Source organism: Streptomyces sp. HUAS ZL42 (assembly GCF_040782645.1).
GTDB lineage: Bacteria > Actinomycetota > Actinomycetes > Streptomycetales > Streptomycetaceae > Streptomyces.
The window spans coordinates 9,558,066-9,583,559 of the sequence record NZ_CP160403.1; the positions used below are offsets into that span (position 1 = coordinate 9,558,066).

The 25,494-nt window shown below is 71.3% G+C and carries 27 protein-coding genes and 2 pseudogenes; 16 read left to right on the forward strand and 13 right to left on the reverse strand.

Translation table 11 applies throughout. The features are described 5' to 3' along the window. Positions 1-235: 235 nt before the first annotated feature. From fdhF to ABZO29_RS43745, 3 genes are all read right to left on the reverse strand, one after another. Positions 236-2,923, reverse strand: coding sequence for a formate dehydrogenase subunit alpha (fdhF, locus tag ABZO29_RS43735; RefSeq protein WP_367325761.1), 2,688 nt, complete (start codon positions 2,921-2,923; stop codon positions 236-238). Continuing rightward, entirely contained in the window at positions 2,920-4,605 is a 1,686-nt protein-coding gene (locus tag ABZO29_RS43740) for an NAD(P)H-dependent oxidoreductase subunit E (RefSeq protein ID WP_367325762.1), read from the reverse strand. Before ABZO29_RS43740 ends, fdhF begins: the two co-directional genes overlap by 4 nt. A 1,194-nt stretch (positions 4,606-5,799) precedes the next feature. Next, positions 5,800-6,204, reverse strand: coding sequence for a DUF302 domain-containing protein (locus ABZO29_RS43745; RefSeq protein WP_367325763.1), 405 nt, complete (start codon positions 6,202-6,204; stop codon positions 5,800-5,802). Between the two features lie 196 nt (positions 6,205-6,400). Here ABZO29_RS43745 and ABZO29_RS43750 point away from each other — a divergent pair. The 3 genes and pseudogenes from ABZO29_RS43750 to ABZO29_RS43760 form a co-directional block, all read left to right on the forward strand. Further along, positions 6,401-6,540: pseudogene (locus ABZO29_RS43750) on the forward strand (MBL fold metallo-hydrolase); the annotation flags it as partial. Positions 6,541-6,613: 73 nt separating this feature from the next. Next, positions 6,614-7,000: a rhodanese-like domain-containing protein gene (locus tag ABZO29_RS43755; RefSeq protein WP_367325764.1), complete on the forward strand. Its 387-nt coding sequence runs from the start codon at positions 6,614-6,616 to the stop codon at positions 6,998-7,000. Next, positions 6,997-7,743 carry a sulfite exporter TauE/SafE family protein gene (locus ABZO29_RS43760; protein WP_367325765.1) on the forward strand — a complete coding sequence of 249 codons (747 nt, stop codon included), beginning with the start codon at positions 6,997-6,999 and terminating at the stop codon, positions 7,741-7,743. The genes ABZO29_RS43755 and ABZO29_RS43760 overlap by 4 nt, the downstream gene beginning before the upstream one ends. Positions 7,744-7,773: 30 nt before the next feature. On the opposite strand, the gene ABZO29_RS43765 is transcribed toward ABZO29_RS43760, so the two are convergent. After that, positions 7,774-8,070 (reverse strand): metal-sensitive transcriptional regulator, encoded by a 297-nt coding sequence (locus tag ABZO29_RS43765; RefSeq protein ID WP_367325766.1) that lies wholly within the window; start codon positions 8,068-8,070, stop codon positions 7,774-7,776. An 81-nt stretch (positions 8,071-8,151) separates the two neighbouring features. On the opposite strand from ABZO29_RS43765, the pseudogene ABZO29_RS43770 reads away from it, so the two are divergent. Then, positions 8,152-8,334, forward strand: a pseudogene (locus tag ABZO29_RS43770) (transporter); the annotation flags it as partial. Between the two features lie 65 nt (positions 8,335-8,399). On the opposite strand, the gene trxA reads toward ABZO29_RS43770, so the two are convergent. From trxA to ABZO29_RS43785, 3 genes are read right to left on the reverse strand one after another with little or no spacing between them, the layout of a single operon-like run. Continuing rightward, positions 8,400-8,771: a thioredoxin gene (trxA, locus tag ABZO29_RS43775; RefSeq protein WP_367325767.1), complete on the reverse strand. Its 372-nt coding sequence runs from the start codon at positions 8,769-8,771 to the stop codon at positions 8,400-8,402. Between the two features lie 41 nt (positions 8,772-8,812). Further along, a complete protein-coding gene (locus ABZO29_RS43780; RefSeq protein WP_367325768.1) occupies positions 8,813-10,507 on the reverse strand; it encodes an aminotransferase class V-fold PLP-dependent enzyme in 1,695 nt (564 codons plus the stop codon). After that, the gene (locus ABZO29_RS43785) at positions 10,504-10,956 is read right to left on the reverse strand and encodes an OsmC family protein (protein WP_367325769.1); all 453 of its coding nucleotides are present in this window, start codon (positions 10,954-10,956) and stop codon (positions 10,504-10,506) included. The genes ABZO29_RS43780 and ABZO29_RS43785 overlap by 4 nt, the downstream gene beginning before the upstream one ends. A gap of 274 nt (positions 10,957-11,230) precedes the next feature. Between ABZO29_RS43785 and ABZO29_RS43790 the strand changes: the two genes are divergently transcribed. The 3 genes from ABZO29_RS43790 to ABZO29_RS43800 are packed head-to-tail and all read left to right on the forward strand — an operon-like array spanning position 11,231 to position 13,300. Next, positions 11,231-12,472 carry an NAD(P)/FAD-dependent oxidoreductase gene (locus tag ABZO29_RS43790; RefSeq protein WP_367325770.1) on the forward strand — a complete coding sequence of 414 codons (1,242 nt, stop codon included), beginning with the start codon at positions 11,231-11,233 and terminating at the stop codon, positions 12,470-12,472. Positions 12,473-12,488: 16 nt separating this feature from the next. Then, complete coding sequence (locus ABZO29_RS43795; RefSeq protein ID WP_367325771.1) at positions 12,489-12,806, forward strand: TusE/DsrC/DsvC family sulfur relay protein; 318 nt, start codon at positions 12,489-12,491, stop codon at positions 12,804-12,806. Positions 12,807-12,826: 20 nt separating this feature from the next. Further along, positions 12,827-13,300 (forward strand): DsrE/DsrF/DrsH-like family protein, encoded by a 474-nt coding sequence (locus tag ABZO29_RS43800; protein WP_367325772.1) that lies wholly within the window; start codon positions 12,827-12,829, stop codon positions 13,298-13,300. Positions 13,301-13,383: 83 nt separating this feature from the next. On the opposite strand, the gene ABZO29_RS43805 is transcribed toward ABZO29_RS43800, so the two are convergent. The 6 genes from ABZO29_RS43805 to ABZO29_RS43830 all read right to left on the reverse strand — a co-directional run bounded on the left by ABZO29_RS43805 (position 13,384) and on the right by ABZO29_RS43830 (position 19,252). Beyond that, positions 13,384-14,364 carry a sulfite exporter TauE/SafE family protein gene (locus ABZO29_RS43805; RefSeq protein WP_367325773.1) on the reverse strand — a complete coding sequence of 327 codons (981 nt, stop codon included), beginning with the start codon at positions 14,362-14,364 and terminating at the stop codon, positions 13,384-13,386. Next, entirely contained in the window at positions 14,361-14,942 is a 582-nt protein-coding gene (locus ABZO29_RS43810; RefSeq protein WP_367325774.1) for a rhodanese-like domain-containing protein, read from the reverse strand. The genes ABZO29_RS43805 and ABZO29_RS43810 overlap by 4 nt, the downstream gene beginning before the upstream one ends. Before the next feature lie 79 nt (positions 14,943-15,021). Continuing rightward, positions 15,022-16,407, reverse strand: a complete 1,386-nt coding sequence (locus ABZO29_RS43815; RefSeq protein WP_367325775.1) for a rhodanese-like domain-containing protein — start codon at positions 16,405-16,407, stop codon at positions 15,022-15,024. Between the two features lie 131 nt (positions 16,408-16,538). Continuing rightward, complete coding sequence (locus tag ABZO29_RS43820) at positions 16,539-17,768, reverse strand: FAD-dependent oxidoreductase (protein WP_367325776.1); 1,230 nt, start codon at positions 17,766-17,768, stop codon at positions 16,539-16,541. Between the two features lie 124 nt (positions 17,769-17,892). Next, positions 17,893-18,219, reverse strand: coding sequence for a rhodanese-like domain-containing protein (locus ABZO29_RS43825; protein WP_367325777.1), 327 nt, complete (start codon positions 18,217-18,219; stop codon positions 17,893-17,895). 16 nt (positions 18,220-18,235) lie between these two features. Next, on the reverse strand, positions 18,236-19,252 hold the full coding sequence (locus ABZO29_RS43830; RefSeq protein WP_367325778.1) for a sensor histidine kinase: 1,017 nt from the start codon (positions 19,250-19,252) through the stop codon (positions 18,236-18,238). A 327-nt stretch (positions 19,253-19,579) separates the two neighbouring features. Here ABZO29_RS43830 and ABZO29_RS43835 point away from each other — a divergent pair, with 327 nt between their 5' ends. The 9 genes from ABZO29_RS43835 (at position 19,580) to ABZO29_RS43875 (ending at position 25,411) form a co-directional block, all read left to right on the forward strand. Then, the gene (locus tag ABZO29_RS43835) at positions 19,580-20,578 is read left to right on the forward strand and encodes an RNA polymerase subunit sigma-70 (RefSeq protein ID WP_367325779.1); all 999 of its coding nucleotides are present in this window, start codon (positions 19,580-19,582) and stop codon (positions 20,576-20,578) included. Between the two features lie 5 nt (positions 20,579-20,583). Continuing rightward, positions 20,584-20,880 (forward strand): hypothetical protein, encoded by a 297-nt coding sequence (locus tag ABZO29_RS43840; RefSeq protein WP_367325780.1) that lies wholly within the window; start codon positions 20,584-20,586, stop codon positions 20,878-20,880. 5 nt (positions 20,881-20,885) lie between these two features. Beyond that, entirely contained in the window at positions 20,886-21,332 is a 447-nt protein-coding gene (locus ABZO29_RS43845; RefSeq protein ID WP_367326405.1) for a DUF6069 family protein, read from the forward strand. A 181-nt stretch (positions 21,333-21,513) separates the two neighbouring features. Then, positions 21,514-21,873 (forward strand): zinc ribbon domain-containing protein YjdM, encoded by a 360-nt coding sequence (locus ABZO29_RS43850; protein ID WP_367325781.1) that lies wholly within the window; start codon positions 21,514-21,516, stop codon positions 21,871-21,873. A gap of 169 nt (positions 21,874-22,042) precedes the next feature. Then, on the forward strand, positions 22,043-22,384 hold the full coding sequence (locus ABZO29_RS43855) for an ArsR/SmtB family transcription factor (protein ID WP_367325782.1): 342 nt from the start codon (positions 22,043-22,045) through the stop codon (positions 22,382-22,384). Next, a complete protein-coding gene (locus ABZO29_RS43860) occupies positions 22,381-24,105 on the forward strand; it encodes a SulP family inorganic anion transporter (RefSeq protein ID WP_367325783.1) in 1,725 nt (574 codons plus the stop codon). Before ABZO29_RS43855 ends, ABZO29_RS43860 begins: the two co-directional genes overlap by 4 nt. Next, positions 24,102-24,512: a pyridoxamine 5'-phosphate oxidase family protein gene (locus tag ABZO29_RS43865; RefSeq protein ID WP_367325784.1), complete on the forward strand. Its 411-nt coding sequence runs from the start codon at positions 24,102-24,104 to the stop codon at positions 24,510-24,512. The genes ABZO29_RS43860 and ABZO29_RS43865 overlap by 4 nt, the downstream gene beginning before the upstream one ends. Beyond that, positions 24,512-24,949, forward strand: coding sequence for an ATP-binding protein (locus ABZO29_RS43870; protein WP_367325785.1), 438 nt, complete (start codon positions 24,512-24,514; stop codon positions 24,947-24,949). Before ABZO29_RS43865 ends, ABZO29_RS43870 begins: the two co-directional genes overlap by 1 nt. A gap of 48 nt (positions 24,950-24,997) precedes the next feature. Further along, positions 24,998-25,411 (forward strand): STAS domain-containing protein, encoded by a 414-nt coding sequence (locus ABZO29_RS43875; protein ID WP_367325786.1) that lies wholly within the window; start codon positions 24,998-25,000, stop codon positions 25,409-25,411. The last annotated feature ends 83 nt before the right edge of the window (positions 25,412-25,494 follow it).

A 25,494-nucleotide genomic window follows, 5' to 3' on the forward strand; every position in this document is an offset into this window, starting at 1 on the left:
GAGTCGGTGTGGGCGGTGAACGTGCCGACCATGTCTCGCCGCAGCCCCGTCGCCCGGCGGGCGGGAGTTCGTCGGGGCCGAACCGGCCGCGGCGCGCCGCGCCCCCGCGTCCGCCGACGCCAGTCCCCGCGGCGAGATGTCCAGGGTTGCGAAGAACTCGTCGGTGCGAACGTCGTCTTCGGACGTCGGTACGGGAGTTCCGGTCACCGTCACCGAGTGCCTCGGATCATCGCCGTCACGGCGCGGCCACGCGGACCGCCGTGACCTTGTACTCGGGGCAGGACGTGACGGTGTCCGCGTGGTCGGAGGTGAGGCGGTTCACTCCGCTCGCGGGAAAGTGGAAGGAGCAGAAGACCTGGCCGGGAGCGGTCTGTTCACTGATGCGGGCGATGAGCCGGGCTCGGCCGTGCCGACTTTCCACCGTGACCTGCTCGCCGCCCCGCAGCCTGTACCGGGCGGCGTCGTCGGGGTGGAGGTCGAGGAAGTCGACCGGATCGAGGGCGAGGTTGCCGCCGCGCCGGGTCATGCTCCCTGAGTTGTAGTGCGCCCAGCGCCGCCCGGTGACCAGGACCAGCGGATAGCCGTCGTCGGGCTGCTCGCCGGGCGGCAGGTACGGGGCCGCGCAGAGGTGGGCCCGGCCGTCCGGCGTGGCGAACCGCTCCGTGTACAGCTTGGCCTCTCCCGGCCGGTCGGGGGCGCGGCAGGGCCATGGCACTGCGCCTTCGCGGTCCAGCCGGTCGTGGGAGAGCCCGGCGAAGTCGGGTGCGAGTCGTGCGCACTCGGCGAGGGCGTCGGCGGGAGCCGCGCAACCCAGGTCGACTCCCATCACTGTGGCGAGGGCCCGAACGATGTCGAAGTCGGCCCGGGTCTCTCCCGGTGGGGGCACGACGCGGCGGACCCGCTGGAACCGGCGGTCGAAGTTGACGAAGGTCCCGTCCTTCTCCAGCCAGGAGGCGACCGGCAGGACGACGTCGGCGTGCCGGGCGGTCTTGGACAGGAACAGTTCGTTGCAGACGACGAGCGGGCAGGCGTCCAGGGCCTGGGCCACTCGGTTGGCGTCGGGATCGGTGGCGCAGACGTCCTCGCCGATGACCCACAGGGCCCGCAGGCGTCCGGCTCGTGCGGCGGCGAACATGTCCGGGATCCGAAGCCCTGGCCGTGCGGGGACCGGTACGCCCCAGACGTCCTCCGCCCGCGAGCGGACGGCCGGGTCGGTCACCTTGCCGTACCCGGGCAGCAGGTCCGGCAGGGCGCCCATGTCGGAGGCGCCCTGGACGTTGTTCTGGCCGCGCAGCGGGTTGACCCCGTAGCCCCGGTCCGTCCCCACCGCGCCGCGCAGGATCGCCAGGTTGGCCAAGGACCGCACACCGTCGGTGCCGTGCAGGTGCTCGGTGACGCCCAGGCCGTAGACGATGGCAGGCCGCTGGGCCTTCCCGTAGAGGCGAGCGGCGCAGACCAGGTCTGCGGCCGGTACGCCGGTGATGCCCGCGACCTGGTCGGGCGGATAGCCGGCCAGCAGTTCGGTGAGCTCCGGCAGCCCGGTCGCCCGCTCGCGCAGAAACTCCTCGTCGGTCAGCCCTTCGGCGAGCAGGATGTGGGCGATCCCGTGGAAGAGCGCCACGTTGGTGCCGGGGCGGGGTCGCAGGTGTACGTCGGCGTGCAGGGCGAGGCCGACGGCGCGGGGGTCGGCGACGACCAGCCTGGCTCCGTGGAGTACGTGCCGCAGCAGGCGTGCTCCGACCACCGGGTGGGCTTCGACGGGGTTGGCGCCGACCACCAGCAGGCAGTCGGCTCGCTCGACGTCGTCGAAGGTGTCGGTGCCGCCGGAGAGCCCGAAGGATGCCGTCAGGCCGGCGGCGGAGGGGGAGTGGCAGAGCCGGGAGCAGTTGTCGACGTTGTTGGTGCCGATGACGACCCTCATGAACTTCTGGACGAGGTAGTTGTCCTCGTTGGTGGCGCGGGCCGAGGAGATCGCCGCCACGGCGTCCGGGCCGCCGGCGTCGACGGCCGCCCGCAGTCCTCGGGCGACGTGTGCGAGCGCTTCGTCCCAGCCGACCGGCTCCAGCGTGCCGCCGCGCCGGAGCAGCGGCCGGGTGAGTCGCTCGGGGGATGTGCGGAATCCGTGGGCGAAACGGCCCTTCACGCAGGCGTGCCCTTGGTTGACCGACCCGTCCCGGGCGGGCAGCGCCGCCACGATCTCGCCGTCCTGGGTGACCATGTCGAGGGCGCAGCCCACGCCGCAGTAGCCGCAGGTGGTGCGTGTCCGGGCCGTCGCGGGCCGGAACGCGGAGGTGAGGCCGCGCGCCGGTCCCGGCTGGGTGATCGCTCCCGTGGGGCAGGTGTCGACGCAGCCGCCGCAGGCCACGCAGTCCGACTCGGCCCAGGGGCCGCCGGATCCGGGCGCCACGACGGTGTCGCCGCCCCGGCCGACCAGGGTGAGGGCGAAAGTGCCCTGCACTTCGGAGCACATCCGCACACACCGGCCGCAGGCGATGCACAGGTCCCGGTCGAGATGGACGTACGGGTGGGAGTCGTCCCCGCCCCGGCCCCCGGCGCCCTGCGCCGTCTCGGGGCTGATGCCCATCGACCGGCAGACTTGGGCCAGTTCACTGGGGTTGCCGCCGGCGAGTGCCCGGGGCGGCAGAGCGGAGACGATGACCTCCACCGCGTCCCTCCGCAGCCGCACGAGATCATCAGTCGCGGTTTCGATCCGGGCACCAGGGGACGACGGGGTGACACACGCCGCCGTGATGCGCCCGTCGGCGCGTACCAGACAGGTGCGGCAGGATCCGGCAGGGCTGATCCGGTCGTCGGAGCAGAGCGCCGGCAACTCGACCCCGGCCGCGCGCACCGCAGCGAGCAGCGACGCACCCTCAGGCACCTCGACGCCGGTCCCGTCGACCTCGATCGCGATTCGGGTCATGGGTCCCACCCCGCCAGCCGATCCCCGTAGGCGCGGGCAAGACTCCGCACGGCGGACGGGATCCGCCGTCCGAAGGCACACAGGCTCGCCTCGGCCAGGACACGCGACAGCCGCTCCCACCCCTGTCCCGGCGGGGTCCGGGCGGATGCCATCCCCAGGCCGCGGCGCGTGCCGACCCGGCACGGCGAACACGCCCCACAGCTCTCCGCCGCGGCGAACTCCCACACGTGCCGCAACACGTCCTCCGGCGCCACGCGCTCATCGAAGGCCACCAGACCGGCATGGCCGAGGGCGGCGCCCCGAGCGGACAGTCCGGCCTCCGACAGCGGTACGTCCAGGGCGTCGGCGGCGAGGAAGCCTCCCAGTGGTCCGCCGACCTGGAGAGCGACCGGCTCCGCGTCGTCCTTCAGGCCACCGCCCAGGTCCGTGACGATCCGCCGTACCGGCGTGCCGAGTTCGACCTCGTAACAACCCGGCCGGGCGAACCGCTCGGAGAGACACACCAGCTTGGTCCCCGTCTCGCCGGGCGTGCCGCGCCGGGCGTACGCCTCGCCGCCGCGCCGGACGATCCACGGCACGGCCGCCAGGGTCTCCACGTTGTTGACCACGGTCGGCGCGTCCCACAGCCCGCGCTCGGTCGGGTACGGCGGGCGGGGGCGGGCGCAACCCCGGCCGCCCTCCAGCCCCGCTATGAGCGCGGTCTCCTCACCGGCGACGTAGGAGCCGGCGCCTTCGACGACCCGGATGTCGAGCGCGGCGCCCGTACCGTGCACGGACGGGCCGAGACGGCCGTCGGCATACGCGTGCCCCACGGCTTCCCGCATCCGCGCGAGGGCGGCCGGGTATTCGGAGCGCACCAGCACCACGCCCAGGCGGGACCCGCACACGAAACAGGCCAGGGCCAGCCCCTCCAGCACCCGCTCCGGGTCGGCCTCCATCAACAGCCGATCGGCGTACGAGCCAGGGTCCCCTTCGTCGCCGTTGGCCACGACCACGGTGCCGGGGGCGCGGCCGGCAGCCTCCCATTTCGCCGCCACGCGGAAGCCCGCGCCGCCACGCCCTCGAAGCCCGGATGCCGCGACCTCGCTGAGGACCCCGTCTCGGGTTCCCTTCGTCACCGCCCCCGGCCACACCTGCCAGGCGGGCTCACCGGAGAGCACACCGCCCAGCAGTACCGGGTCACCGGTGTCATCGGTCACCGGGATGTCCGGTGCCCGCCGCGGCTCCCGCCCGGTCAGCTGACCGGCGAGAGTCGGACCTGTGCAGGGCGTGTCGCCGTCGAGCGCCGCAGGGCCCGCGTAGCAGTAGCCCAGACAACGGACGGTCTGCACTGACACCGCACCGTCCGGCGAGGCCGTTCCGAGGGTGACACCCAGCGCGTCCTCGACATCGGCGAGATGCCGTCCGGCCTGGGCTGCGAAGCAGGCAGTCGCGGCACACACCCGGACGTGACGGCGGCCGTGCGGGGCGGCGAGGTCCGCGAAGTAGCTGGCCGGTCCGAGCGCGGCGGCAGCGGGCAGTCCGACTCGGGCAGCGACAGGCGGGGCCCACACCTCGGGGCCGTCCGGTGTTCCCGCTCTGGCCTCGGCCAGCGACTCGATCAACCGGTTCCCAGGCCGCCCGCGCCGGTCGGCCAGGGCTCGGAACGCATCGAAACGGTCGGCAGGACCGACGGGAACCATGTCTTCATCGTGGACGCGGCGGGACGAGGCCGCATCCCGGCACCAGCCCGTGCAGCACCATGGATTCGGGCCCGGTGCCGACCGTGTGTGAACCGGGTGCGGACGTGTGGAGCCGGTCGAGCGCCGTCGCGGGGCCGAGGCTCGTCACCACGGTCGTCGACGCCCGCAGAGTCCCTTGCCGCAGTCACAGCCTGCCCGGTCACTGGTGAAATCGCCCCCGAACGATCACGGTTTCCGGCGAGCTGGGCGCGCACTCCCATGTAGCTCGCGGTCGATGTCTTCCTCGGTGATGGGCGCCGGAAGTAAGCCACGATCAGGAAGGCGTTGATGACGGCGTAGGCCGCAAGGTCAGCACGGAGCTTGCGCTTCTTCTCGAGCCGTTTGTGTGCCCACTCCCTCTCCAACGTCATTCGTGGTGCGTTCGAATCGCTTGGGCCGAGGGGTCCTACCATGACCGACACCTCCCAGGTTCGACGCAGCCTTGCTTCCCTCTGCCAGTCGTCCTCCCAGCGGGCCATATGCGCCGACGATGAGGAATCGCGCTGGTGGGAGACGACGAGAGCCGCGGGGGAGTGCATGCCGCACGGCCTGGCGGGGCCATGCGGCCCGCGTCGATCAGCGCGCTCCTGCCCGGGTACTTCTCCTGATGGCCTGCAAACGCCTCGGACAGCAGACGCTCCTCACTCGCGGCCAGTGTCGGCCCCGTGGCAGGGCCGCCTCGGCGAGCGCGCGATCGACCGCCTTCGCACCGGCCAGGGAACCGTCGACCCCCAGTACGATCGACCCGGTTCCCTCGCGCTGCTCCCGCACGATCAGCACAGGCACCGCGCATGCCGGGTGGACGGCCGTCGACCCCGCGAGCAGGTCGGCGAAGCTCCCATGCCCTGCGGCCCGGCAACCACGCCGTGAGCAATGCGCGGTGACGACGATTCACGGAAGATCCTCCGCGCGCTGCGCCCGGTGAAAGTGCCCGCGTACGAAGGCCGTCCCGGCGGCACGGGGGAGTCCGCCGGAACGGCTCCGCACAGCCCAGGGCATCGGCCCTTGCGGGCGGGGTGGCAGTGCAGGCGGCCAGACCGAAGGCCTGCTCCGGCGAGCGGCGACAGGCCGGCGCGCTCAGGTCGAGCGGGCCGCCGACCAGGGTGTTCACCGAGATGAGCGGGGGAACCCGTATGCGATCGCTCGGGGGTGGCGTCAGTCGCCGGCGTGGGCCACGGTGAGGGAGGCCAGCGCGGCGTCGAGGCGTCGTGTGGCTTCCTCGGCGACCGGGCGCAGCGCCTCGAGTTCGGTGAGGGCGACCATCGTGCTCGGGTCGAGGGCCTGTACGGCGGTGCGGTCGCCGCTGCGACGGATGACCACGTTGCAGGGCAGCAGCAGGCCGATCGAGCGGTCGGTCTCCAGAGCGCGGTGGGCGAGCGGTGGGTTGCAGGCGCCGAGGATGACGTAGTCCTCCATGTCGTGGTCGAGCTTGGCCTTGAGGGTGGCGGTGACGTCGATCTCGGTGAGGATGCCGAAGCCCTGCTGGGCGAGGGCGTCGCGGGTGCGGGCGACGGCGGTGGCGAAGTCGGTGTCGAGGTGCACGGTGCGGTCGTAACGCATGGGGGTGGCCCTTCTGGTCTCGTCGTCTCGTGTGGGCGGGGCGGGTTTCCGGTCGTGTGCGAGGTACTCGTGAGTGCTTTCGCAGGGTTTCCCCATGCCTGAAAATACCCCCCTGGGTACTCGTGTTACCGTCGACAGCATACCCCCTGGGGTAATTCTCGCCGGATGGGAGTGCTCGTGTTCTTCATCGACGGAGCTGGCCGGGCTCGGCAACCGCGGACGCCTGGGGGCGGCGAGCAATCCGCGGTGGCGGTCGGCCCGTCGCGCGAAGTCGATCAGGTGATCGCGGAGGCCGCGTTGCGCGGTGTGCGGATCTCGCGGCCCGTCGAGACGCACGGCCGGCGGGCAGCGCCACGACCCTCGGCAAGGAGAAGGCAACCGCCATGGGAAACAGGAGCGATACACCGAGATGAGCATCTTCCGACGAGATCGGGGTGGCCCGGGCCGGGTGACTGTCCAGGAGGCGGCCGCGCGCACTGGTCACGAGGACACCGAAACCGGCGGCGACGCCGTACTGCTCGATGTCCGCGAACCTTATGAGTGGCAGGCCGGGCACGCCTCCGGAGCCGTACACCTGCCGCTGTCCGCTCTGGCCGCCGGGGCGGCGTTGCCCGCTGACGCGCAGGCGCGGCCCCTGGTCGTGATCTGCCGTTCGGGCAACCGCTCCCGGCAGGCTGCCGAGCTGCTCGCCGCCCGCGGCTCGCAGGCCGTGGACGTGATCGGCGGGATGCGGGACTGGGCCGGGGCGGGTCTGCCGGTGGTGGATGCGCGCGGCGGGCGCGGCACCGTCGTATGAGCGCTCTCGTGCTCGCCCTGGCCGCCGGTGCAGTGATCGGCCTGGCGTTGGGCGCGCTCGGGGGCGGCGGCAGCGTGCTGGCCGTCCCCGCCCTGATCTACCTGCTCGATTTCGCCCCGGTCGCGGCCACCACCGCCAGCCTGGTCATCGTCACGGTCATCTCGGTCACCGCGGTGATCGCGCATGCTCGTGAGGGGCACGTCCGCCGGCGGACCGGGCTGCTGTTCGCGGCGGCCGGGATCGGTCCGGCGATGCTGGGCGGTGCGGTCGCCGGCCGTATCCCGGCGGCTGTGCTGACGGCGGCGTTCGCCCTGGTGGCGGGAGCGGCCGCCTTGCGCATGCTGCGGACCCGGCCCGCCGCGGAGGGCGCTGCGGCGGTGCGGCCGGGGCGGGCGGCGGCCGTGGGGGCCGGACTCGGCACGGTCACCGGTGTCCTCGGCGTCGGTGGCGGGTTCCTCGCCGTACCGGCGCTGGTGGGGGTACTCGGCATGCGGATGCGGAACGCGGTGGGCACCAGCCTGCTGGTCATCACCGTCAACTCGCTGGCCGCGCTGGCGACACGCGCCGGTACGGTCGACGGCCTGGACTGGGCTGTCCTCGGGCCCTTCGCCGGGGCCGCGGTGCTCGGCGCGTGGGACGGGAAACGGCTGGCGGCGAAGGTCTCCGGACACACACTTCAACGGATCTTCGCCCTGGTGCTGCTGGCCGTGGCCGCGTTCATGCTGATCGACGCGGTGGTGTGATGGGCCGAATCCCGCAGGCCCGGTCGCGCCCTATGCCAGGGACAGGAACAGCTTCTCCAGGCGGGCGCGCATCTGCACGCTGTCCTCGCCGTCTTCGCCGTTCTTGCGGCCGGACTCGATGTCCGCCACGCACTGCTGCAGGCCGGTCGCGATGATCGCGAACCCGGCCCGGTCGAGTGCGCGGGAGGCGGCGGCGAGCTGGGTGACGACGTCCTCGCAGTCGCGTCCCTCCTCGATCATCCGGATCACGCCGGAGATCTGACCCTGCGCGCGGCGCAGCCGGTTCAGTACGGCCTTCAGGTCCGCACCCTCGAGCTCCAGTTCCACGATCACTCCTCGAAAAATACCCCTAGGGGTACTGTACGTCCCGGTTCGGGACGACGTCGACCATTAAGGATCACACCTGCCATGACCAGCTCTCCCACCCCCGCTGTCCTCGGCGCCGACCAGGCCCGCACCCGGCTGCACGAGCTGACCGTCATCGACGTGCGCACGCCGCCGAGTACGCCTCCGGCCACCCACCCCGGTGCCCTGAACATCCCCCTGGACCACATTCGGCGGGCCCTGCCGGACATTCGGCACGCCGCCGAGTGAACCGTGCGTTCCGGGGCGCCCACGCAGACCCCGCGGGTGCCCCCGGACACGCGCCGGGAGTGTCAGCTGCGCTCTGCCGGGCGTGGTGCGGCCTGCCTGCGCACGTCGTTCATGTCGATGGCCCGGATCCTGCCGATGAGCTCCTCCAGGGCCTGCGGCGGCAGGGCGCCCGGCTGGGCGTACAGCACGGTGCGGTCGCGGACGGCCATCAGGGTGGGGATGGACGAGACCTGGAAGGCCGCCGCCAGTTCGGGCTGTGCCTCGGTGTCGACCTTGCCGAAGACGATGTCCGGGTGGCGTTCGGCCGCCTTCTCGTAGACGGGGCCGAACATCCGGCACGGTCCGCACCAGGCGGCCCAGAAGTCGATCAGCACGATCTCCGAACCGGTGACGGTGTCCTCGAAGTTGTCCTTGGTCAGTTCAACGGTCGGCATGGTTTCCGGTCTCCTCTCATATACCCGGTGGGGTATATGGTTCAACCGGTGCCGGTCCGGCTTTGTTCCAGACAGGTCGGCGGCAACGGGAACCAGCGCATGCGCTCGAAGTCGGCCGGCAGCCCGGTGGGGCCGTCGTCCAGGCGGTCGGAACGAGCGGCGAGGACCTCGCGGGCGCGGGCGAGCTGACCGGACAGTGTCGCTTCTCCCCTTCGGCGGTGGCGGACGGCCGGTGTGGTGATGCGCCCGTCGGCTGCGAAGCGCACGCCGGTCAGCCGCAGCGGGGGATCGGCGGGACCGGCGCGGTGGTGCCACTGCCCGGTGTGCGGATCGAAGCGGTAGTCGGGCAGGAGGCGGTGGGCACGGGCGGCGACGAGGTCGACGGCGTCGATGAGGTAGTCGCGCACGGTGTCGCTGATGAAGTAGTTGAAGTTGACGCGGATCCAGCCGGGTTTGATGCCGTCGCAGCCGTGGACGACCTCGTCGAGCAGGGCGTGCGAGGTGGCGTGGTCGATGGCGAGCAGGCGGTGGCCGTACGGCCCGGCGCACGAGCAGCCACCGCGGGCCTGGATGCCGAGCAGGTCGTTGAGCAGGGCGACGACGTAGTTGTGGTGAAGGTAGGCGTGGTCGCCGTGGCGGATGCGGAAGGAGACGATGGACAGCCGCCGGGCGTGGTGGTTGCCGAGGATCTCGATGCGCGGGTTGCTGTCCCAGCGGGCCAGGGCGCGGCGCCAGTGGCGCTCTTCGGCGGCCTGAATGGCGTCGGTACCGACGGCCTGTTTCAGAGCGAAGACCAGCCCGGCGCGGATGGACTCCACGATGGCCGGTGTGCCGCCCTCCTCGCGGGCGACCGGATCGTCGAGGTAGCGGTGGCCGAGGGGGTCGACGAAGGCCACGGTGCCGCCGCCGGGCGCCGTCGGTACCTGATTGCGGACCAGTTCCCGCCGTACGACGAGCACGCCCGGGGTCTGCGGGCCGCCGACGAACTTGTGCGGGGAGAGGAAGAGGGCGTCCTTGTGGTCGCCGGCGCCGGGGGCGCTTTCCGTGACCCGGATCGGGACGTAGGGGGCGGCGGCCGCGTAGTCCCAGAAGGAGAGAGCGCCGTGCGTGTGCAGCAGCCGGGCGATGCGGTCGGCGTCGGTGAGGATGCCGGTGACGTTGGAGGCGGCGGAGAAGCTGCCGATGCGCAGCGGCCGGTCGGCGTACCTTCTCAGCCCCGCTTCGAGCCGGTCCAGGTCGATGTGGCCGTCCCGGTCCTCGTCGATGACCACGACGTCGGCGATCGACTCGCGCCAGGGCAGCTCGTTGGAGTGGTGCTCGTACGGCCCGACGAAGACCACCGGACGCTGGGCTGCGGGCGGCTTCTCCGGTCGGCGCAGCTGAAGGATGCCGACGAGTTTGTTCACGGCCGCGGTGGCACCCGAACCGCAGAAGATCACCAGGTCGTCGTCGGTGCCGCCCACCGCGCCCCGGATGATCCGGCGGGCGTCCTCGCGCAGGCGGGTCGTCTGCAGGCCGGTGCTGGAGCTCTCCGTGTGCGTGTTGCCGTAGTGCGGCAGCACCTGCTCGCGGACGAAGTCCTCCACGAAGTCCAGCGAGCGACCGGAGGCGGTGTAGTCCGCGTAGACGATCCGCTTCGGACCGTACGGGCCGTCCAGGACCTCGTCGTCACCGATGAGCCCGCCCCGGATGTGCTCCATCAATGCCGACGCGGCCGGCGCCAAGGACGTGCTCATGGTTCCAGCTCGATGTCGATCTCGGGTGGCTGGTGGAGGGTGTTGTGGACCGTGCAGTGCGAGGCCACGGCGAGCAGGGCCGCTCTGCGCTGCTCGGGGAGCTCAGGTGGCGGGACGATCACGATGCGCAGGGAGGCGACGCGGGCGGGGCGGTCGGTGGCCATGGTGAACTCGGTGCGGACGCGCAGGCCGGTGCGCGGCAGGTTGTGGCGGTGGAGGTAGCGGCCCGCGTAGAAGGCGATGCAGGTGGCCAGGGAGGCGGCGAACAGCTCGGTGGGGGTGGGTGCGGTGTCCGTGCCACCCGCCTCGGTGGGCTGGTCGACCTGGAGGCGGTGGCCGCGGATGTCCACCGCGTAGGCGTCGTGGTCGACGTGGGCTACCTCGAGACGCTGTACGAGCGCCTCCTGGCTCCGGTTTGTGCCGAGGGTGTGCGGTGCACTGCCGGTCATGGCCTGGCCCTTCTCGTTGGTGCAGTCTGCTGCTTTTTCAGTGGACCGCAGACGGCGCGGCTGATCGAGAGGCCTACGGGGTGCGGCGGGGACCATTCGGCCCTGGTGTGAGCAGTCGCAGAGATATACCCTGGTGGGTATTTTTTCAGGGCGTTGGCGGCGAGTGAGCAGTGCATGGGGCGTGTGGGGCGGGTCCAGGACATACCCCGGTGGGTACCGTGATGGGGACCTGCGGCCCATGCCCCGTCCCCATGTTCCGCACGACAGTGGGGACATGGGCAAACACATCGTGATTCTCGGCGGCGGGACTGCCGGCACCATGGCAGCCAACCGCCTGCGTCGCACGCACGGCGAGAGCGAGTACCGGATCACGGTCGTCGACCAGGACGATGACCATCTCTACCAGCCCGGCCTGCTGTTCGTCCCCTTCGGCACGGCCCAGTCGCACCACCTCGTCCGCTCCCGCCCGCGGCAGCTGAACGCCGGTATCGACTACAAGCGGGCACAGATCGACCGGGTGGACCTGGACGCACGGGTGGTGCACTTCGCGGTCGGCGGCTGGGTGTCGTACGACGTCCTCGTGGTGGCCACCGGAGCCGTGCTGCTGCCGGAGGAGACCGAAGGGCTGACCGGTCCCGGCTGGGGCGAGAACGTCTTCACCTTCTACGACCTGCCCGGTGCCGTGGGTCTGCACCACGCGCTGGAGCGCTTCGAGGGCGGACGTGTCGTGGTGGATGTGGCGGATCTGCCGGTCAAGTGCCCCGTCGCACCGCTGGAGTTCGCCTTCCTCGCCGACTGGTACTTCCAGCGATGCGGCATCCGCGACAGGGTCCAGTTGACTTATGTGACCCCGTTGGACGGCGCCTTCACCAAGCCGGTCGCGGCGAAGGCGTTGGGCGGGTTGCTGGCGGAGAAGGGTATCGAGCTGGTCACCGAGTTCACGCTCGGCGAGGTCGACGGACCGGGTGGGCGACTGGTGTCGTACGACGAGCGCGAGGTGCCCTTCGACCTGGCCGTCGTCGTACCGCTGCACGGCGGCGCCGCGTACGTCGGCCGCTCCGAGGGCCTCGGCGACGAACTGGGCTTCATCCCCGTCGACCCGCACACCCTCCAACACCCCGACCGCCCCGAGGTGTTCGCGATCGGCGACGCGGCGGGTCTGCCCGCCTCCAAGGCCGGTTCGGTGGCGCACTTCGAGGGTGAGGTGCTGGTGCACAACATCGGCCGCTTCCTCGCCGGACAGCCGCTGGACGCCTCCTTCGACGGGCATGCCAACTGCTTCGTCGAGACGGGCTTCCACAAGGCGCTGCTGATCGACTTCAACTACGACACCGAGCCGCTGCCCGGCCATTTCCCGGGCCCAGTCGGCCTGCCGCTGCTGAAGGAGTCGCACGCCGCCCACCTCGGCAAGCTCGCCTTCGAATGGCTGTACTGGCACAGCCTGCTGCCCGGCCGGGAACTGCCCGGCATCGGCTCGGCGATGCCCGAGCACGGAAAGACTCACGTGCCCGCCTGAGGGAGAGGACTCCGTCATGCCCACCGCCACCTACGCAGACACCGCCGTCCCCGTCGACGACGAGGGCTTCTTCACCGACCCCGACCGGTGGACCGAGCCGATGGCCGAACAGATCGCCCACGAACAGGGCATCGAGCCACTGACCGACCGGCACTGGACGGTCATCCACTTCATGCGCGCCCAGTACGCGGCAAAGGGAACGGGCCCCACCGTACGAGTGCTCGGCAAGACCTCCGGTGTGAGCGTCAAGGAGCTGTACCAGCTCTTCCCGAAGGGACCGGCGAAGACCGCCGCGAAGATCGCCGGGATCCCCAAGCCCCGCGGCTGCATCTGATCTGAAGGAGCGTGCCCGTCATGGCCGACACCGCCACGATCGAGAAGGTATCGATCATCGTCTCCAAGGGATCCCTGGAAGGGATCTACCCGGCCCTGATCATGGCCAACGGCGCCCGAGCCGAGGGGATCGAGGCCGACCTGTTCTTCACGTTCTTCGGACTGGACGCGATTACGAAGAAGCGCTGGGAGCACATCAAGCTGGCCACCGTCGGCAACCCGGGCCTGCACCTGCCGACCCTGCTGGGCGGTGTACCGGGCATGCCTGATCTGGTCACCCGGTACATGGAACGCAAGATGGACAAGCTCGACATCCCGCCGATCCCCGAGTTCATCGAGATGATCGCCGACACCGGCGCGGGCATCTACGCCTGCAAGGCGTCCGTGGACCTCTTCGAGCTCGGCAAGGACGACCTCGTCGAGCAGGTCCAGGGCGTCATCACGGTGGGGGAGTTCTATGAACACGCCGCCGGTGGTCAGATCATCTACACCTGAGATGGCCGCTGCTGTCCGATCGCGGCGTGCCTCGGCGGTGCTGTGCCGTCCGGTGGCTGGCGCTCTTCAGCCACCGGCGGACTTCACCCGGTGTGCGCCTCCGAGTTCGTCGCCTTCACCGAACTCGCCGAGGAGTCTGCCGCCGTGCTGGGTGCGAGACCGCCCGTTCGCCTCCCTCGCCGACCAGGGCCGTCGCGTCCGTCTGCCCGGTCCGGTACGCGTGCGAAGGCGCGCAGCATGGACCAGCTGAAGACGATTCCCGCCGCGGCGGCCACGGAGGCCCATGTCCAGGGGCTGGTCAGCAGGGTGTGGCGCAGGTCGGAGCCGATCTGCTGGCCGAGGACGAAGATGCCCATGACGGCGACGAACCAGCCGAAGGACTTGCGCAGAGCGTCCTGCGGGATCCGCCCGGCCAGCAGTCCGCCGAGCAGACTGCCGACGACGGCGGTCGCCGTGACGAGGGCGGCGAACCCCCAGTCGATGTGCACGCTGGCGAGGTACCCGGCCAGGCCCGCAAAGGATTTCATGGCGATGACCAGCAGTGAGGTGCCGACGGCCACGGTCATCGGCAGCCCGCCGAGCAGCGCGAGGGCGGGGACGACGAGGAAGCCTCCGCCCGCGCCGACCAGTCCGGTCACCAGTCCTACGACGATGCCGTCCAACAGGACGTGGAGTACGGGGAGTTCATGGTGGACCTTCTTCGGCTGCTGCCTGCGGCCGCGGATCATGGCCACGGCGGTGGCGATCATCATGAGGGCGAACGCGATCAGCAGGACGCTGCCGGGGACGAACTCGGCCAGCCGACCGCCCGCGTAGGCGCCGGTCATGCCGGCGAGGCCGAACAGCAGCCCCGTACGCCACCGGACGCGCCCGGCGCGGGCGTGCGAGACGACCCCTGCGGCGCTGGTGACGCCGACGACGAACAGCGAGGTGGCGATGGCCTCCTTCGTCTCCATTCCGGCCAGGTAGACCAGGATGGGCACGGTCAGGATGGATCCGCCGCCGCCCAGGACGCCGAGGCTCACCCCGATGAGCAGGGACGCGGCGACGACCAGGGCGATCATGACGCACCGCGCAGGGCGGCGACGACGGTGTCAAGGTCGGTGCGCGGGCCGCGGTTGTAGGGCAGCTTCGACAGCAGCAGGCCCATCGCGCAGGTGTTGGTGAGAGCGGCGACGGCCAGACCGGCCCCGACGGCTGTGCCGATGAGGTGCAGTCCGGGCAGGAACAGGCCCGCGATGCCGGTGATCAGGACGAGGGTTCCGGCGACGAGCCGTACCTGGCGCTCCAGGTCCCAGCGCTCGGGCCCGCGGTTGAGGGTGCCGCCGGAGGTCTCCCACGCCATGACGCCGCCGTCGAGAACGCGCAGGTTGGGCAGTCCCGCCTCGGCGAGGGCCTGTTCGGCCTGGGCGGCGCGGGCGCCGGAGCGGCAGATGAGGACGACGTCCTCGTCGAGATGGTGCAGCAGCTCGGCGCGGTGCTCGCGCAGGGTGTCGAGGGGGACGTTGTAGGAGCCGGGGATGTGGGCGGTGCGGAACTCGCCGGGCGTGCGCACGTCCAGCAGGCGCGGGCCTTCACCGTCCCGGGTCAGGTCGCGCAGGGTGGCGGGATCGAGTCGTGGCTTGTCGGCGTGGGTGGTCATGGGGGGTCCTTGCTGTCGCTGGAGCGGTGGAGGGTGGGCGGCGGCCGATGGTTCCGGCCGCCGCCTGGCGTGCGGCGGATCAGACGTCGGCGGATGCGGGCAGGGCGAGCCAGGCGCCGTAGCCGCCGAGCAGGTCGGAGACGTCGGTGCGGCCCTGGTGGCGGAGCAGGCTGGCGGCGATGGAGGAGCGGTGGCCGCCGGCGCAGTGGACGACGAGAGGCCGGTCGGTGGGGATCTCGGCTGCGCGGCGGGCGAGTTCGGCCAGCGGGATGTGCAGGGAGCCCTCGATGAAGCCCTCTTCGCGCTCGGCGGTGTTGCGCACGTCCAGGACGAGCGGGAGTTCGTCGCTGTCCAGCAGCCGGCGCAGTTCGTCGGCGGTCAGGCGGCTGGCCTGCTGCATCTGGTCGGCCAGGGCGGGAAACGCGCCCTCGGGTTCGCGCAGGTAGCCGCCGACCTTGTCGAAGCCGATCCGGGCGAGCCGGGTGACGACCTCCTCCTCGCGGTCTTGCGGCGCGATGACGATGACGTCCTGCTCGGGGCCGACGACCATGCCCGCCTGCTCGGCGAAGCGGCCGTCGGCGGGCACGTTGACCGAGCCGCGCAGATAGCCGGGGGCGAAGTCCTGCGGCGAGCGGGCGTCGACCACGACCGCCCCCGCCGCGCGCCGCTCCATGAACTCCTCGACCGACAGCGGCCGGGGTGCGGCGGCCGCGTCGAACAGGTCGTGCTCCTTGCGGTTGAGGATGGCGTCGTAGACGAAGTAGGCGGGCGCGGACGGCTGCCCCGCCGTGACCAGCGACACGAACTTCTCTTCGCTCATGGGCCGGCAGGCGTAGTTGGTGGCGCGCTGTTCGCCGATGGTGGACTGGCGCTGGGTGGAGAGGTTCTTGCCGCAGGCGGATCCGGCGCCGTGGGCGGGGAAGACCCGGACGGCGTCGGGCAGGGCCATCAGCTTGTTCTGGACGGTGTCGTAGAGCATGCGGCCGAGCTCGTCGGCGGTCACGCCGATGGAGGCGAGCAGGTCGGGTCGGCCGACGTCGCCGATGAACAGCGCGTCGCCGGTGAGGACGCCGTAGGGGACGGTGTCGTCGGCGTGCTCGTGGATGAGGATGCTGATCGACTCCGGGGTGTGGCCGGGGGTTTCGAGGATCTGCAGCGTGACGTCGCCGAGGCTGATGCGTTCGCCGTCGGCCAGCTTGCGGATGGGGTATTCGGCCTCGGCGCGCTGTCCGTAGCCGATCCAGGCGCCGGTGCGGTCGGCGAGCTCCAGGTGGCCGGCGAGGAAGTCGGCGTGGAAGTGGGTGTTGAGGACGGCTTCGATGGTGAAACCGTGCTCGGCGGCGTCGGTGAGGTATTCGGACACGTCACGGCGGGGGTCGACGACGACGGCTTTGCCGGTGGTCTCGTCGGCGATCATGTACGACGCCTGGGAGAGGCAGTCGAGGTAGTACTGGGCGAAGAACATCTTGGAATGACCTCCGTGTCGGAAGAGCGGGAATCTTGATACCCCGGGGGGTATATGAGAGCGTCTGGTCCGCCCATGAATGGGAGGGCGGGATGACCGGCCCGGGTCGGGGGACGCCCCGGGCCGGCCGGTCAGAGGCGGCCGGTGAGCATGCCGTGCCAGTACAGCGGCGGCAGCCCGTACCGCTTGAACAGCCACATCGTGCGCCGCTCCTTGAAGGGATCGAGCAGCGGGAACGTGGGTGTGGGGTTGAGGTCGTAGTCGAACTCGGCGAGCAGCATCCGGTCCCGGGCGGTCACCAGTGGGCAGGACGTGTAGCCGTCGTACCGGTGCGACGGGGAACGGCCGTTCATGACGTCGAGCAGGTTTCCGGCTACGACGGGAGCCTGCTTGCGCACTGCGGCACCGGTCTTGGAGGTGGGCAGGTTCGCCACATCCCCGAGGGCGAAGACGTTGTCGTGGTGCGGGTGTTGAAGGGTGTGCTTGTCGGCGGCGACGAACCCCTGCGGGCTTGCCGGATCGGCAAGCCGGCCCGTCTTGATCCAGTCGGGCGCGCTCTGTGGCGGGACGGCGTGCAGGAGGTCGTAACCGATGGTCTCCTTGGTGCCGTTGGCGTGGTCGGTGACGGTGACTTCGCGGGCGTCGCCGTCGACGGCGGTCATCTCCGAGCGCAGCCGCACCTCGATGCCGTATCGGGTGGCCACCTTCTCCAGCACCTGCGACCAGGCGGGCACCTTGAACATCGCCGGGTCGGGGATCACCAGGATGATGCGGATGTCGTCCAGGACCTTGCGCCTGCGCCAGTGATCGGCGGCAAGGTAGGCGATCTTCTGCGGGGCTCCGCCGCACTTCAGCGGAGTGGCCGGATGGGTGAAGACGGCCGTGCCGGAGCGCGTCTGCTTGATCAGATCCCAGGTGCGCGGGGCGTACTCGGGCGCGTAGTTGCTGCTCACCCCGTCGTGGCCGACGGCCTCGGCGAGACCGGGTACGCCGTCCCAGTCGAGTTGGAGACCGGGCGCCATGACCAGGTACTCGTAGGTGAGTTCGTCGCCTCCGGACAGGGTCACCGTGTGAGCGTCGGGGTCGACGGCCAGGGCGCGTCGGCGAATCCACCGTACCCCGTCGGGGATGACGGATCCTTCGGGGCGGCGGGTGGTGTGCAGGGGTGCCTGGCCGCCTCCGACGAGGGTCCATAGGGGCTGGTACCAGTGGGTGTCGGAGGGTTCGATCAGGGTGATGTCGGTGACGCCGGCGCGGCGCAGGCGGGCGGCGACGCTAATGCCGGCGCTGCCGCCGCCGATGACGGCGACGCGGTGGCGGCCGGAGATCGGTGCGTCGGAGGGTGAGGGGGTGGTGGCCAAGGGGGTACTCCTTCCCAACTGGCGGATGTGCGGATTGTGGGTGGTCTTCGGCTGTCGGCTGTCGGCTGTCGGCTGTCGGCTGTCGGTGGTCGGTGGTCGCAGCGCGGGCTGAAGGGGGAGGTGCTCAGGCTGCGTGCTCGTGGTGTCCGGTTGCGATGGGGCGCCCGGCGCGGGCCCAGGCGCCGGTGCCACCGGCCACGGAGCAGGCGTCGATGCCGTGGGAGTTCATCCAGTCGGCGGCGGTCCTGCTGCGGTTGCCGCTGGCGCAGATCACATACACCGGCCGGTCTACGGGCAGTTCGTCGCACCGGACCGGTACGGAGCGCAGCGGCATCAGCCGCGCGCCCGGTACGTGCCCGGCCGCGTACTCGTCCGCCTCCCGTACGTCGACCACCAGCCCGCCGTCGGCCCAGGCTGCGGCGAACGCCTCCTGTGTTGTTTCACGTGCCACTTGATTGCCTCCTCAATTACCCCCGGGGGTATCTTTCTGGCGAGGGTACGGCGGCCCGGAGAGCCGCGTCAAATACCCCACGGGGTATTTGCCCGCCAGGCAACTCGCCACTTGTCGCCGGCCGTGATCCCTGCGGTACGGCGGTCCTGGGCATCCGGAGGGTCATCCGCGTCCCACCGTCTGGCCCGGAGTCGACGCAGACCGCTCCGCCGTGGGCGGTGATCAGCTTCTTGACGACGGCGAGGTCGATACCGCTGCCACCTGCGGCGCGAGCGCGAGCTCCGCGCCACAGACGCTCGAAGACACGCGGCAGCTCGTCGGAGGGGATGCCGGGACCGGTGTCGGCCGCCTCGACGAGTGCTTCTACCGGGGTGCCGGACGTGGTGACGGTGACCGTGTCGCCGGCGCGGCAGTGGCGGGCGGTGTTGCGCAGCAGATCGCCGAGGGCCTGGTGCAGCCGGTCCGCGTCCGCGCGGACCGGCAGGGGGGCCGGGTGTGGGACAACGCGTACGGTCGGCCCGGCCGTGCGCAGCCCGGCCTCGCGCTCGGCCACGGCGGTCACGTCCACCTCGGCCAGGTGCAGGAACAGCCGGGCCGACTCGGCCTCCGCCAGTTCCCCGAGGTAGTCCATGATGCGGCCCAGCCGCAGTGCCTGGTCGTGCAGGCATCCCAGGCACCCGGCCGACGGGTGGGCGTAGCCGTCCCGCAGTTCCTTCAGCCCCGCCTGAAACGAGGCCAGGGGCGTACGCCGTTCGTGGGCCACGTCCGCGGCGAGCGGGTGGCGGGCCTGCTCGGCCCGGGTGACGTCGTCGGCCGTGGCGTCGAAGGCACGGGCGAGGCCGCCGAGCTCACCGGGCCCGTCGGTCCGGGCCCGGGCACCGCGGTCCCCGGCGGCCGGCGCACGGGCGGTGGCTGTGCCGCCTCCGCACCCGACGCGGTCGTGACCACCGGGTAGCCCGCCCGCTCCAGGTAGTGGCGCTGCAGTTCGCGGATCTCCGTCTCGTCCTCGACGACGAGCACCGTGGCGGCACATGTCCCACACCTACGCGCCTCATGTGCGTTCCGGCGAGGGCCGAACAGCCCCAACCCGCCTGGCCGATGTCTCCATCCCGTCTCCGGACTGGATGCGACTGCTGCGCGAACCCACGGCGTCGTCGCCGCGTCGACCAACGCTGATTGCGCCGCAAGCCGTCCCCGACGACCGCAGTGGTGCAGGCGATCCTCGTTCTCCGCCACGTCGAAAACCCGACCCACCAAGGATGAGAAACGCTCGGACATGCCGACCGGCCCTGGTGATGAGTTTTCGCGCCCGCACCCGTCACACCTACGACGGGACACGACGAGGCGGAAGGATGACGTGATGAGTGCGGACACGCGGCTGGAGGAGCTGGGCGTGAGCGATCTGGGCGAGGTCGACGAGCCGGCGTTCTCGGGGCTGGCGGAGCGGCACCGGCGGGAGCTGCACGTGCACTGCTACCGGATGCTCGGGTCGTTCGAGGACGCCGAGGACACCGTGCAGGAAACGTTCCTCCGTGCCTGGCGGCGACGGGAGACGTTCGAGGGGCGGTCGACATTTCGGGCCTGGCTGTACCGGATCGCCACCAACGCCTGCCTGGACCTGCTCGCCAAGTGCCGCCCGGAGCCTGCGACCGGCGGCGAGGTGCTGTGGCTGCAGCCCTATCCGGACCGGCTGCTCGACGAGCTGCCCGCCGGCGACGCGGACGAGCCGGAGACCGTCGCCGTCGCGCGGGAGACGATCGAGCTGGCGTACCTGGTCGCAGTCCAGCACCTCGCACCGCGCCCGCGGGCCGTGCTGATCCTGCGGGACGTGCTCGGCTGGCCGGCGAAGGACGTCGCGGAGCTCCTCGGGGACTCCGTCAACTCCGTGAACAGCGCGCTGCAGCGGGCCCGCGCCGGCATGCGGGAGCACCTGCCCGCCGAGCGCCAGGACTGGACCGGCGGCGAACCGGACGCCGGGACGCGCGAGCTGGTGCGCCGCTTCACCGACGCCAGCGTGGCCACGGACATCCCGGCGCTCGCCGCACTGCTGCGGGACGATGTCCGTTGCTCGATGCCACCCACGCCGGGCCTGTACGTCGGCCGGGACGCGGTGGTCAACGACTGGGTGGAGGACGGCTTCGAGGGCATGAAGGGCCTGCGCGCCGTCCCCACCTCCGTGAACCGGCAGCCCGCCGTCGCCTTCTACCTCTGGCGGAAGCAGGAGGACGCGTACCTGCCGCTGACGATCGACGTCCTGCGCATCACCGGCGGGGCGATCACCGAGATCGTCACCTTCCACGACGACCAGTTCCCGCGGCTCGGGCTGCCGGAGCGCCTGCCGGCGGACGGCACGGAGTAGTCCCGGTGGGGACGCTCGCGCTGCGTGGTGGCGCGCGTGTCGCGGTGGTCGCGGCGGAATGGTGCGACGCGTTCGGCGTCGTCACCCGCGGGCGGGTGCAGCTGGAGCTGCGCGACGGCGAGCCCGGGCCGGTCCTCGGACGCGGCGCCGGGTTCTGGCTCCGCGGCACGGGCGTCCGCGCCCTGCGGAATCCCGGCCGTCGCAGGGCGAGGGTGCACATCGTCACTCCCGAGTCCAGGGACCGTCACATGCCGGTCAACACACCCGTACGCCAGTCACCGAATGATGGAGGAACGACGTGAACAGCATGAATGACACCGGGGTCGCCGCAGGGCCGGCCTCGGGCCGGAGCAGCCGCACCAACCGACTCCGCAGGCTCGCCGGCACCGGCTTCATCGCCACGCTCGCAGCGATGGCGGCCACCACCCTCGCCGCTGCGCTTGCCCGGGCCGGTGGCGTCGACTTCGAGATCCCCGATGGGGGCGAGACGATCCCGTTGTCCGGGTTCGCCGTGGTGACCGGCTTCTTCTCGGTGGTGGGCACCGTCATCGCCGGCGCTTTTCTTCGTTGGAGTGCTCGCCCCGCCCAGCGATTCGTGTGGACTGCAGGTTCGCTCACCGCGATCTCGTTGGTCCCGCCCGTCCTCTCGGGGGCAGACACCCCGACCACCACCGCCCTCCTCGGGCTGCACCTCGTCCCTGCGACAGTGATGATCCCCACCCTGGCGCGGAGCCTCCGCACCCGGACGGATTGACGATCCCGCAAGGGGACAATGCGCGCCGCAAGGGCGGGCGCGAGCGCACCACGTGGCCCCCGGTGCTGCCACCCTGCATTCCAACTCCACGCATGGTCGGGTGCGGCGATCTCGATGAGCCGACCGCGGCACCCGCTTCGAGGTCGAGCACCTGTTCGCCGAAGCCGGATACGCTGACGGCATGATCGAGAATCCTCCTCCCTGTCCGAAGTGCTCTTGTGGGTACACATACGAGATGAACTCCCTGGTGGTGTGCCCGGAGTGCGGCCACGAATGGGTTCCCGCCGAGACGGGTGCCGAGGGCGGCGAAGCCACCGGGGGACGCGTCATCAAGGACGCCGTCGGCAATGTGCTGCAGGACGGCGACACCGTGGTCGTCGTGAAGGCGCTCAAGGTCAAGGGCAGCCCCTCGGGGATCAAGGCCGGGACCAAGGTGCGCAACATCCGGTTGGTCGACGGCGTCGACGGCCACGACATCGACTGCAAGGTCGAGGGCTTCGGGGCGATGCAGCTCAAGTCGAGCGTCGTAAAGAAGGCCTGATCCCGAGAGGGGCGGCCCGTTCATGGCGGGCGACCACCGTCGTAGCGGGATGCTGAATTGCAAAATTTAGCAATTGGTTAGATGCTGGATTTGCTGTGCTCGCAGGTAGCCGCGGGCACAGTCTTTCGCGTCTGCCCCTGGTGGGGCTCGAAGGGGAAACCGAGGGCTCGTGTCCGTTCCGCTGTACCAGGCCAAGGCCGAGTTCTTCCGGATGCTGGGGCATCCCGTACGGATACGGGTGCTGGAGCTGTTGCAGGACGGGCCGATGCCGGTTCGGGACCTGCTCTCGGCCATCGAGGTGGAGCCCGCCGGTCTCTCGCAGCAGCTGGCGGTGCTGCGCCGCTCGGGGATCGTGACGTCGGTGCGGGAGGGTTCGACGGTCGTCTACGAGCTGGCCGGCGGGGACGTCACCGACCTGATGAAGGCGGCCCGGTGGATCCTGACCGAGATGCTGGCCGGGCGCAGCGAGCTTCTGGCCGAGTTGCGGGAAGCCGAGGGCGTCGCGCGATGACCACGGCATTCAGCCGAGTGTGGGCCCGGATCGCCGCGCTGCTGCCCGGCCGGGACGATCTGGTGGAGATGCGGCGCGACCCTCGCCGGGACCTGCTCGCGGGTCTGACCGTGGCGATCGTCGCGCTGCCGCTCGCGCTGGGTTTCGGCGTCTCCTCCGGGCTCGGTGCGGAGGCGGGTCTGGCGACGGCCGTGGTCGCGGGCGCGCTCGCCGCGGTCTTCGGCGGATCGAATCTGCAGGTGTCCGGTCCGACCGGTGCGATGACCGTGGTCCTCGTGCCGATCGTGGGCCAGTACGGGCCGACCGGTGTGCTCACCGTCGGTCTCATGGCCGGCGTCATGCTTGTCGCCCTGGCGGCGCTGCGGGCCGGCAAGTACATGCAGTACGTGCCCGCCCCGGTCGTCGAGGGCTTCACCCTCGGCATCGCGTGCGTGATCGGCCTGCAGCAGATCCCGAACGCGCTCGGCGTGCCCAAGCCCGAAGGCGACCGCGTCCTGGTGGTGACGTGGCGGGCCGCGGCGGAGTTCGCCGAGGCCCCGAACTGGACGGCCGTCGGCTTCGCGATCGCGGTGGCCGCACTCATGTTGCTCGGTGCCCGATGGCGGCCGACCGTCCCGTTCTCCATCCTGGCCGTGATCGCCGCGACGGTCGTGGCACAGCTCGCGCACCTGGACGCGGCGAAGCCGATCGGCGACCTGCCGTCCGGGCTGCCCGTGCCGTCGTTGTCCTTTCTCGACCTCGGCGCGCTGGGGACCCTGCTCGCCCCGGCCGTGGCGGTCGCCGCACTGGCCGCACTGGAATCCCTGCTGTCGGCGTCGGTGGCCGACGGCATGACCGTGGGGCAGAAGCACGCCCCTGACCGTGAGCTGTTCGGGCAGGGGCTGGCCAACATCGCCGCCCCGCTGTTCGGCGGTGTCCCGGCAACCGGGGCGATCGCCCGCACCGCGGTCAACGTCCGCGCCGGCGCCGGCTCCCGCCTCGCCGCCCTCACCCACGCCGCGGTTCTCGCAGTGATCGTCTTCGCCGCCGCACCCCTCGTCTCGAAGATCCCGCTCTCCGCCCTCGCCGGTGTCCTGCTGGCCACCGCGATCCGCATGGTCGAGGTCGGCTCCCTGAAGGCCATGGCGAAGGCCACCCGCTCCGACGCGCTCATCCTCGTCCTGACCGCCGTCGCCACGCTCGCCCTGGACCTCGTCTACGCGGTGATCCTCGGTCTCGTCGTCGCCGGTGTCCTCGCCCTGCGCGCCGTCGCCAAACAGGCCCGCTTCGACCAGGTGCCGCTCGACCGGGGCGATCACACAGCCGAGGAACACGCCCTGCTCGCCGAGCACATCGTCGCGTACCGCATCGACGGCCCGCTGTTCTTCGCCGCCGCCCACCGCTTCCTCCTGGAGCTGACCGAGGTGGCCGACGTTCGAGTCGTCATCCTGCGCATGTCGCGGGTCTCCACGATGGACGCCACCGGGGCCCTGGTCCTCAAGGACGCGGTGGAAAGGCTTCAGAGGCGCGGCATCCTGGTGCTCGCCTCCGGGATACGCCCCGGCCAGCTCCAGGTCCTCGATTCCGTCGGCGCGCTGGACCTGCTGCGTCACGAGGGCCAGGAGTACGCCACCACACCCGAGGCGATCAGGGGTGCGCGCGATCACTTGGAGATGGCCGGCGTCCTTGCGGCCGTCCCGGCCCAGCCGACCACGGCCACCAGCGAGGGAGCAGTCCGATGAGTACCCGTCCCCCCGTACTGCGCATGACCGAGGTCTCCGGTGCGGAGGCCGTGTGGCTCGTGGAGGGCAGCAGTGTGGGGCGGCTGGTGTACGTGCAGCGGGAGCAGGCTGTCGTCCGTCCCGCCCGGCACGTGTGGGAGTTCGGCAGCCTGATCGTCCGTACGCCGACGCCGGCCGCGGCGGTGCCTTCGTCCGCGACGTACCAGGTGGACGAGGTGGGCGCCGCGACGGGCACCGGCTGGACGGTGACCGCGACCGGGCCCGCCGACGTGATCACCGACCGGGACGAGGCCGCCCACTACAAACGCACCTTGCCCGGCTGGGTCCACGGACCGCACGACACACTCGTCCGCATCCGCCCGCAGACCGTGACCGGCTTCCGCTTCGCCCAGAGCGCGGAGGGCTGATGTCCACGCGGCTCGATGCCCTGCCGTACCGGCATGTGCTCACGCTGCCCGCCGAGCCGTCCGCCGTCCGGGCAGCCCGCGAGACGGCCGAACAGGCACTGGTCGAGTGGGGGATCGGCCTGCGCCACCCCACGGTGGACCCGGCCCTGCTGATCGTCAGCGAGCTGGTCACCAACAGCGTGCGGCACGCCGCGGTCCTGTCCGCGCAGGTCACGGTGATCTACGCGGCGGGCGAGGACTGCCTGGCCTTCGCCGTCCACGACCGCCACCCCTACCAGCCACCGCTTTACGGATCGGTCACCTGTGCCGGCACCGGCACCCCGGCGGGCGGCCTGGCCACCGTGATGGAGCTGGTCTTCGGCCTGGGCGGCACCGCGGTCGTCCGTGCGGATGCCGACGGCCAGGGCAAGACCATCTGGATCACTTTGCCCCTCTGATCCGGACCCCAGCCCCGACCTGCAACCCGCGCAAGGAAGTTCACCACCATGACCATCGACTGGCGTTACACCGTCGAGGAGAACCTCGGCATCCTCTCCGTCGCCGGATACCTGGGCCCCGACGCCGTCCGCCGCTTCACCGGCGCGATCGGATGGGCGCTGGCGCGTGGCACCGGCCCGGTCGTCGTCGACCTGACCGAGCTGCGCAGCTGGTCGGCCGAGGGGCAGCTCGCCATCACCGAGGCCGCACGCCGTCTCGCGGAAGCGGGCCGCGGCCTGGAGCTCGCCGCGATCCCAGCCGACGGGTCCCTCGTCCCTGCGGGCGACTTCCCGCCCATCCCGGTCCACGCCGACCTGGCTGCCGCGTTCGCCGCGCACAGCGCGGAACACGGGGAACGAGTGGAGGGGCGCCACGAATGGCGCACCACGGGCTGGCCGACCCGCGATGGACAGGGCGAGTGACCTCGCCCGTTCCTCCCTGCGGCGAAGGCGCGGTCGCTGTCCCGCACGGGCACGAGGGCGCAGACGTCCCGGAGGTGAGGGCT

Excerpts from the sequence above, each read along its gene's own strand:
- ABZO29_RS43865 (WP_367325784.1), top strand. The coding sequence starts at position 24,102 with ATGAGTACCCGTCCCCCCGTACTGCGCATGACCGAGGTCTCCGGTGCG.
- ABZO29_RS43845 (WP_367326405.1), top strand. The coding sequence starts at position 20,886 with ATGAATGACACCGGGGTCGCCGCAGGGCCGGCCTCGGGCCGGAGCAGC.
- ABZO29_RS43795 (WP_367325771.1), top strand. The coding sequence starts at position 12,489 with ATGCCCACCGCCACCTACGCAGACACCGCCGTCCCCGTCGACGACGAG.
- ABZO29_RS43870 (WP_367325785.1), top strand. The coding sequence starts at position 24,512 with ATGTCCACGCGGCTCGATGCCCTGCCGTACCGGCATGTGCTCACGCTG.
- ABZO29_RS43815 (WP_367325775.1), bottom strand. The coding sequence starts at position 16,407 with ATGTTCTTCGCCCAGTACTACCTCGACTGCCTCTCCCAGGCGTCGTAC.
- ABZO29_RS43830 (WP_367325778.1), bottom strand. The coding sequence starts at position 19,252 with ATGTGCCGCCACGGTGCTCGTCGTCGAGGACGAGACGGAGATCCGCGA.
- ABZO29_RS43790 (WP_367325770.1), top strand. The coding sequence starts at position 11,231 with ATGGGCAAACACATCGTGATTCTCGGCGGCGGGACTGCCGGCACCATG.
- fdhF (WP_367325761.1), bottom strand. The coding sequence starts at position 2,923 with ATGACCCGAATCGCGATCGAGGTCGACGGGACCGGCGTCGAGGTGCCT.
- ABZO29_RS43755 (WP_367325764.1), top strand. The coding sequence starts at position 6,614 with ATGAGCATCTTCCGACGAGATCGGGGTGGCCCGGGCCGGGTGACTGTC.
- ABZO29_RS43835 (WP_367325779.1), top strand. The coding sequence starts at position 19,580 with ATGAGTGCGGACACGCGGCTGGAGGAGCTGGGCGTGAGCGATCTGGGC.
- ABZO29_RS43800 (WP_367325772.1), top strand. The coding sequence starts at position 12,827 with ATGGCCGACACCGCCACGATCGAGAAGGTATCGATCATCGTCTCCAAG.
- trxA (WP_367325767.1), bottom strand. The coding sequence starts at position 8,771 with ATGCCGACCGTTGAACTGACCAAGGACAACTTCGAGGACACCGTCACC.
- ABZO29_RS43740 (WP_367325762.1), bottom strand. The coding sequence starts at position 4,605 with ATGGTTCCCGTCGGTCCTGCCGACCGTTTCGATGCGTTCCGAGCCCTG.
- ABZO29_RS43860 (WP_367325783.1), top strand. The coding sequence starts at position 22,381 with ATGACCACGGCATTCAGCCGAGTGTGGGCCCGGATCGCCGCGCTGCTG.
- ABZO29_RS43780 (WP_367325768.1), bottom strand. The coding sequence starts at position 10,507 with ATGAGCACGTCCTTGGCGCCGGCCGCGTCGGCATTGATGGAGCACATC.
- ABZO29_RS43810 (WP_367325774.1), bottom strand. The coding sequence starts at position 14,942 with ATGACCACCCACGCCGACAAGCCACGACTCGATCCCGCCACCCTGCGC.
- ABZO29_RS43805 (WP_367325773.1), bottom strand. The coding sequence starts at position 14,364 with ATGATCGCCCTGGTCGTCGCCGCGTCCCTGCTCATCGGGGTGAGCCTC.
- ABZO29_RS43785 (WP_367325769.1), bottom strand. The coding sequence starts at position 10,956 with ATGACCGGCAGTGCACCGCACACCCTCGGCACAAACCGGAGCCAGGAG.
- ABZO29_RS43850 (WP_367325781.1), top strand. The coding sequence starts at position 21,514 with ATGATCGAGAATCCTCCTCCCTGTCCGAAGTGCTCTTGTGGGTACACA.
- ABZO29_RS43760 (WP_367325765.1), top strand. The coding sequence starts at position 6,997 with ATGAGCGCTCTCGTGCTCGCCCTGGCCGCCGGTGCAGTGATCGGCCTG.
- ABZO29_RS43745 (WP_367325763.1), bottom strand. The coding sequence starts at position 6,204 with ATGCGTTACGACCGCACCGTGCACCTCGACACCGACTTCGCCACCGCC.
- ABZO29_RS43875 (WP_367325786.1), top strand. The coding sequence starts at position 24,998 with ATGACCATCGACTGGCGTTACACCGTCGAGGAGAACCTCGGCATCCTC.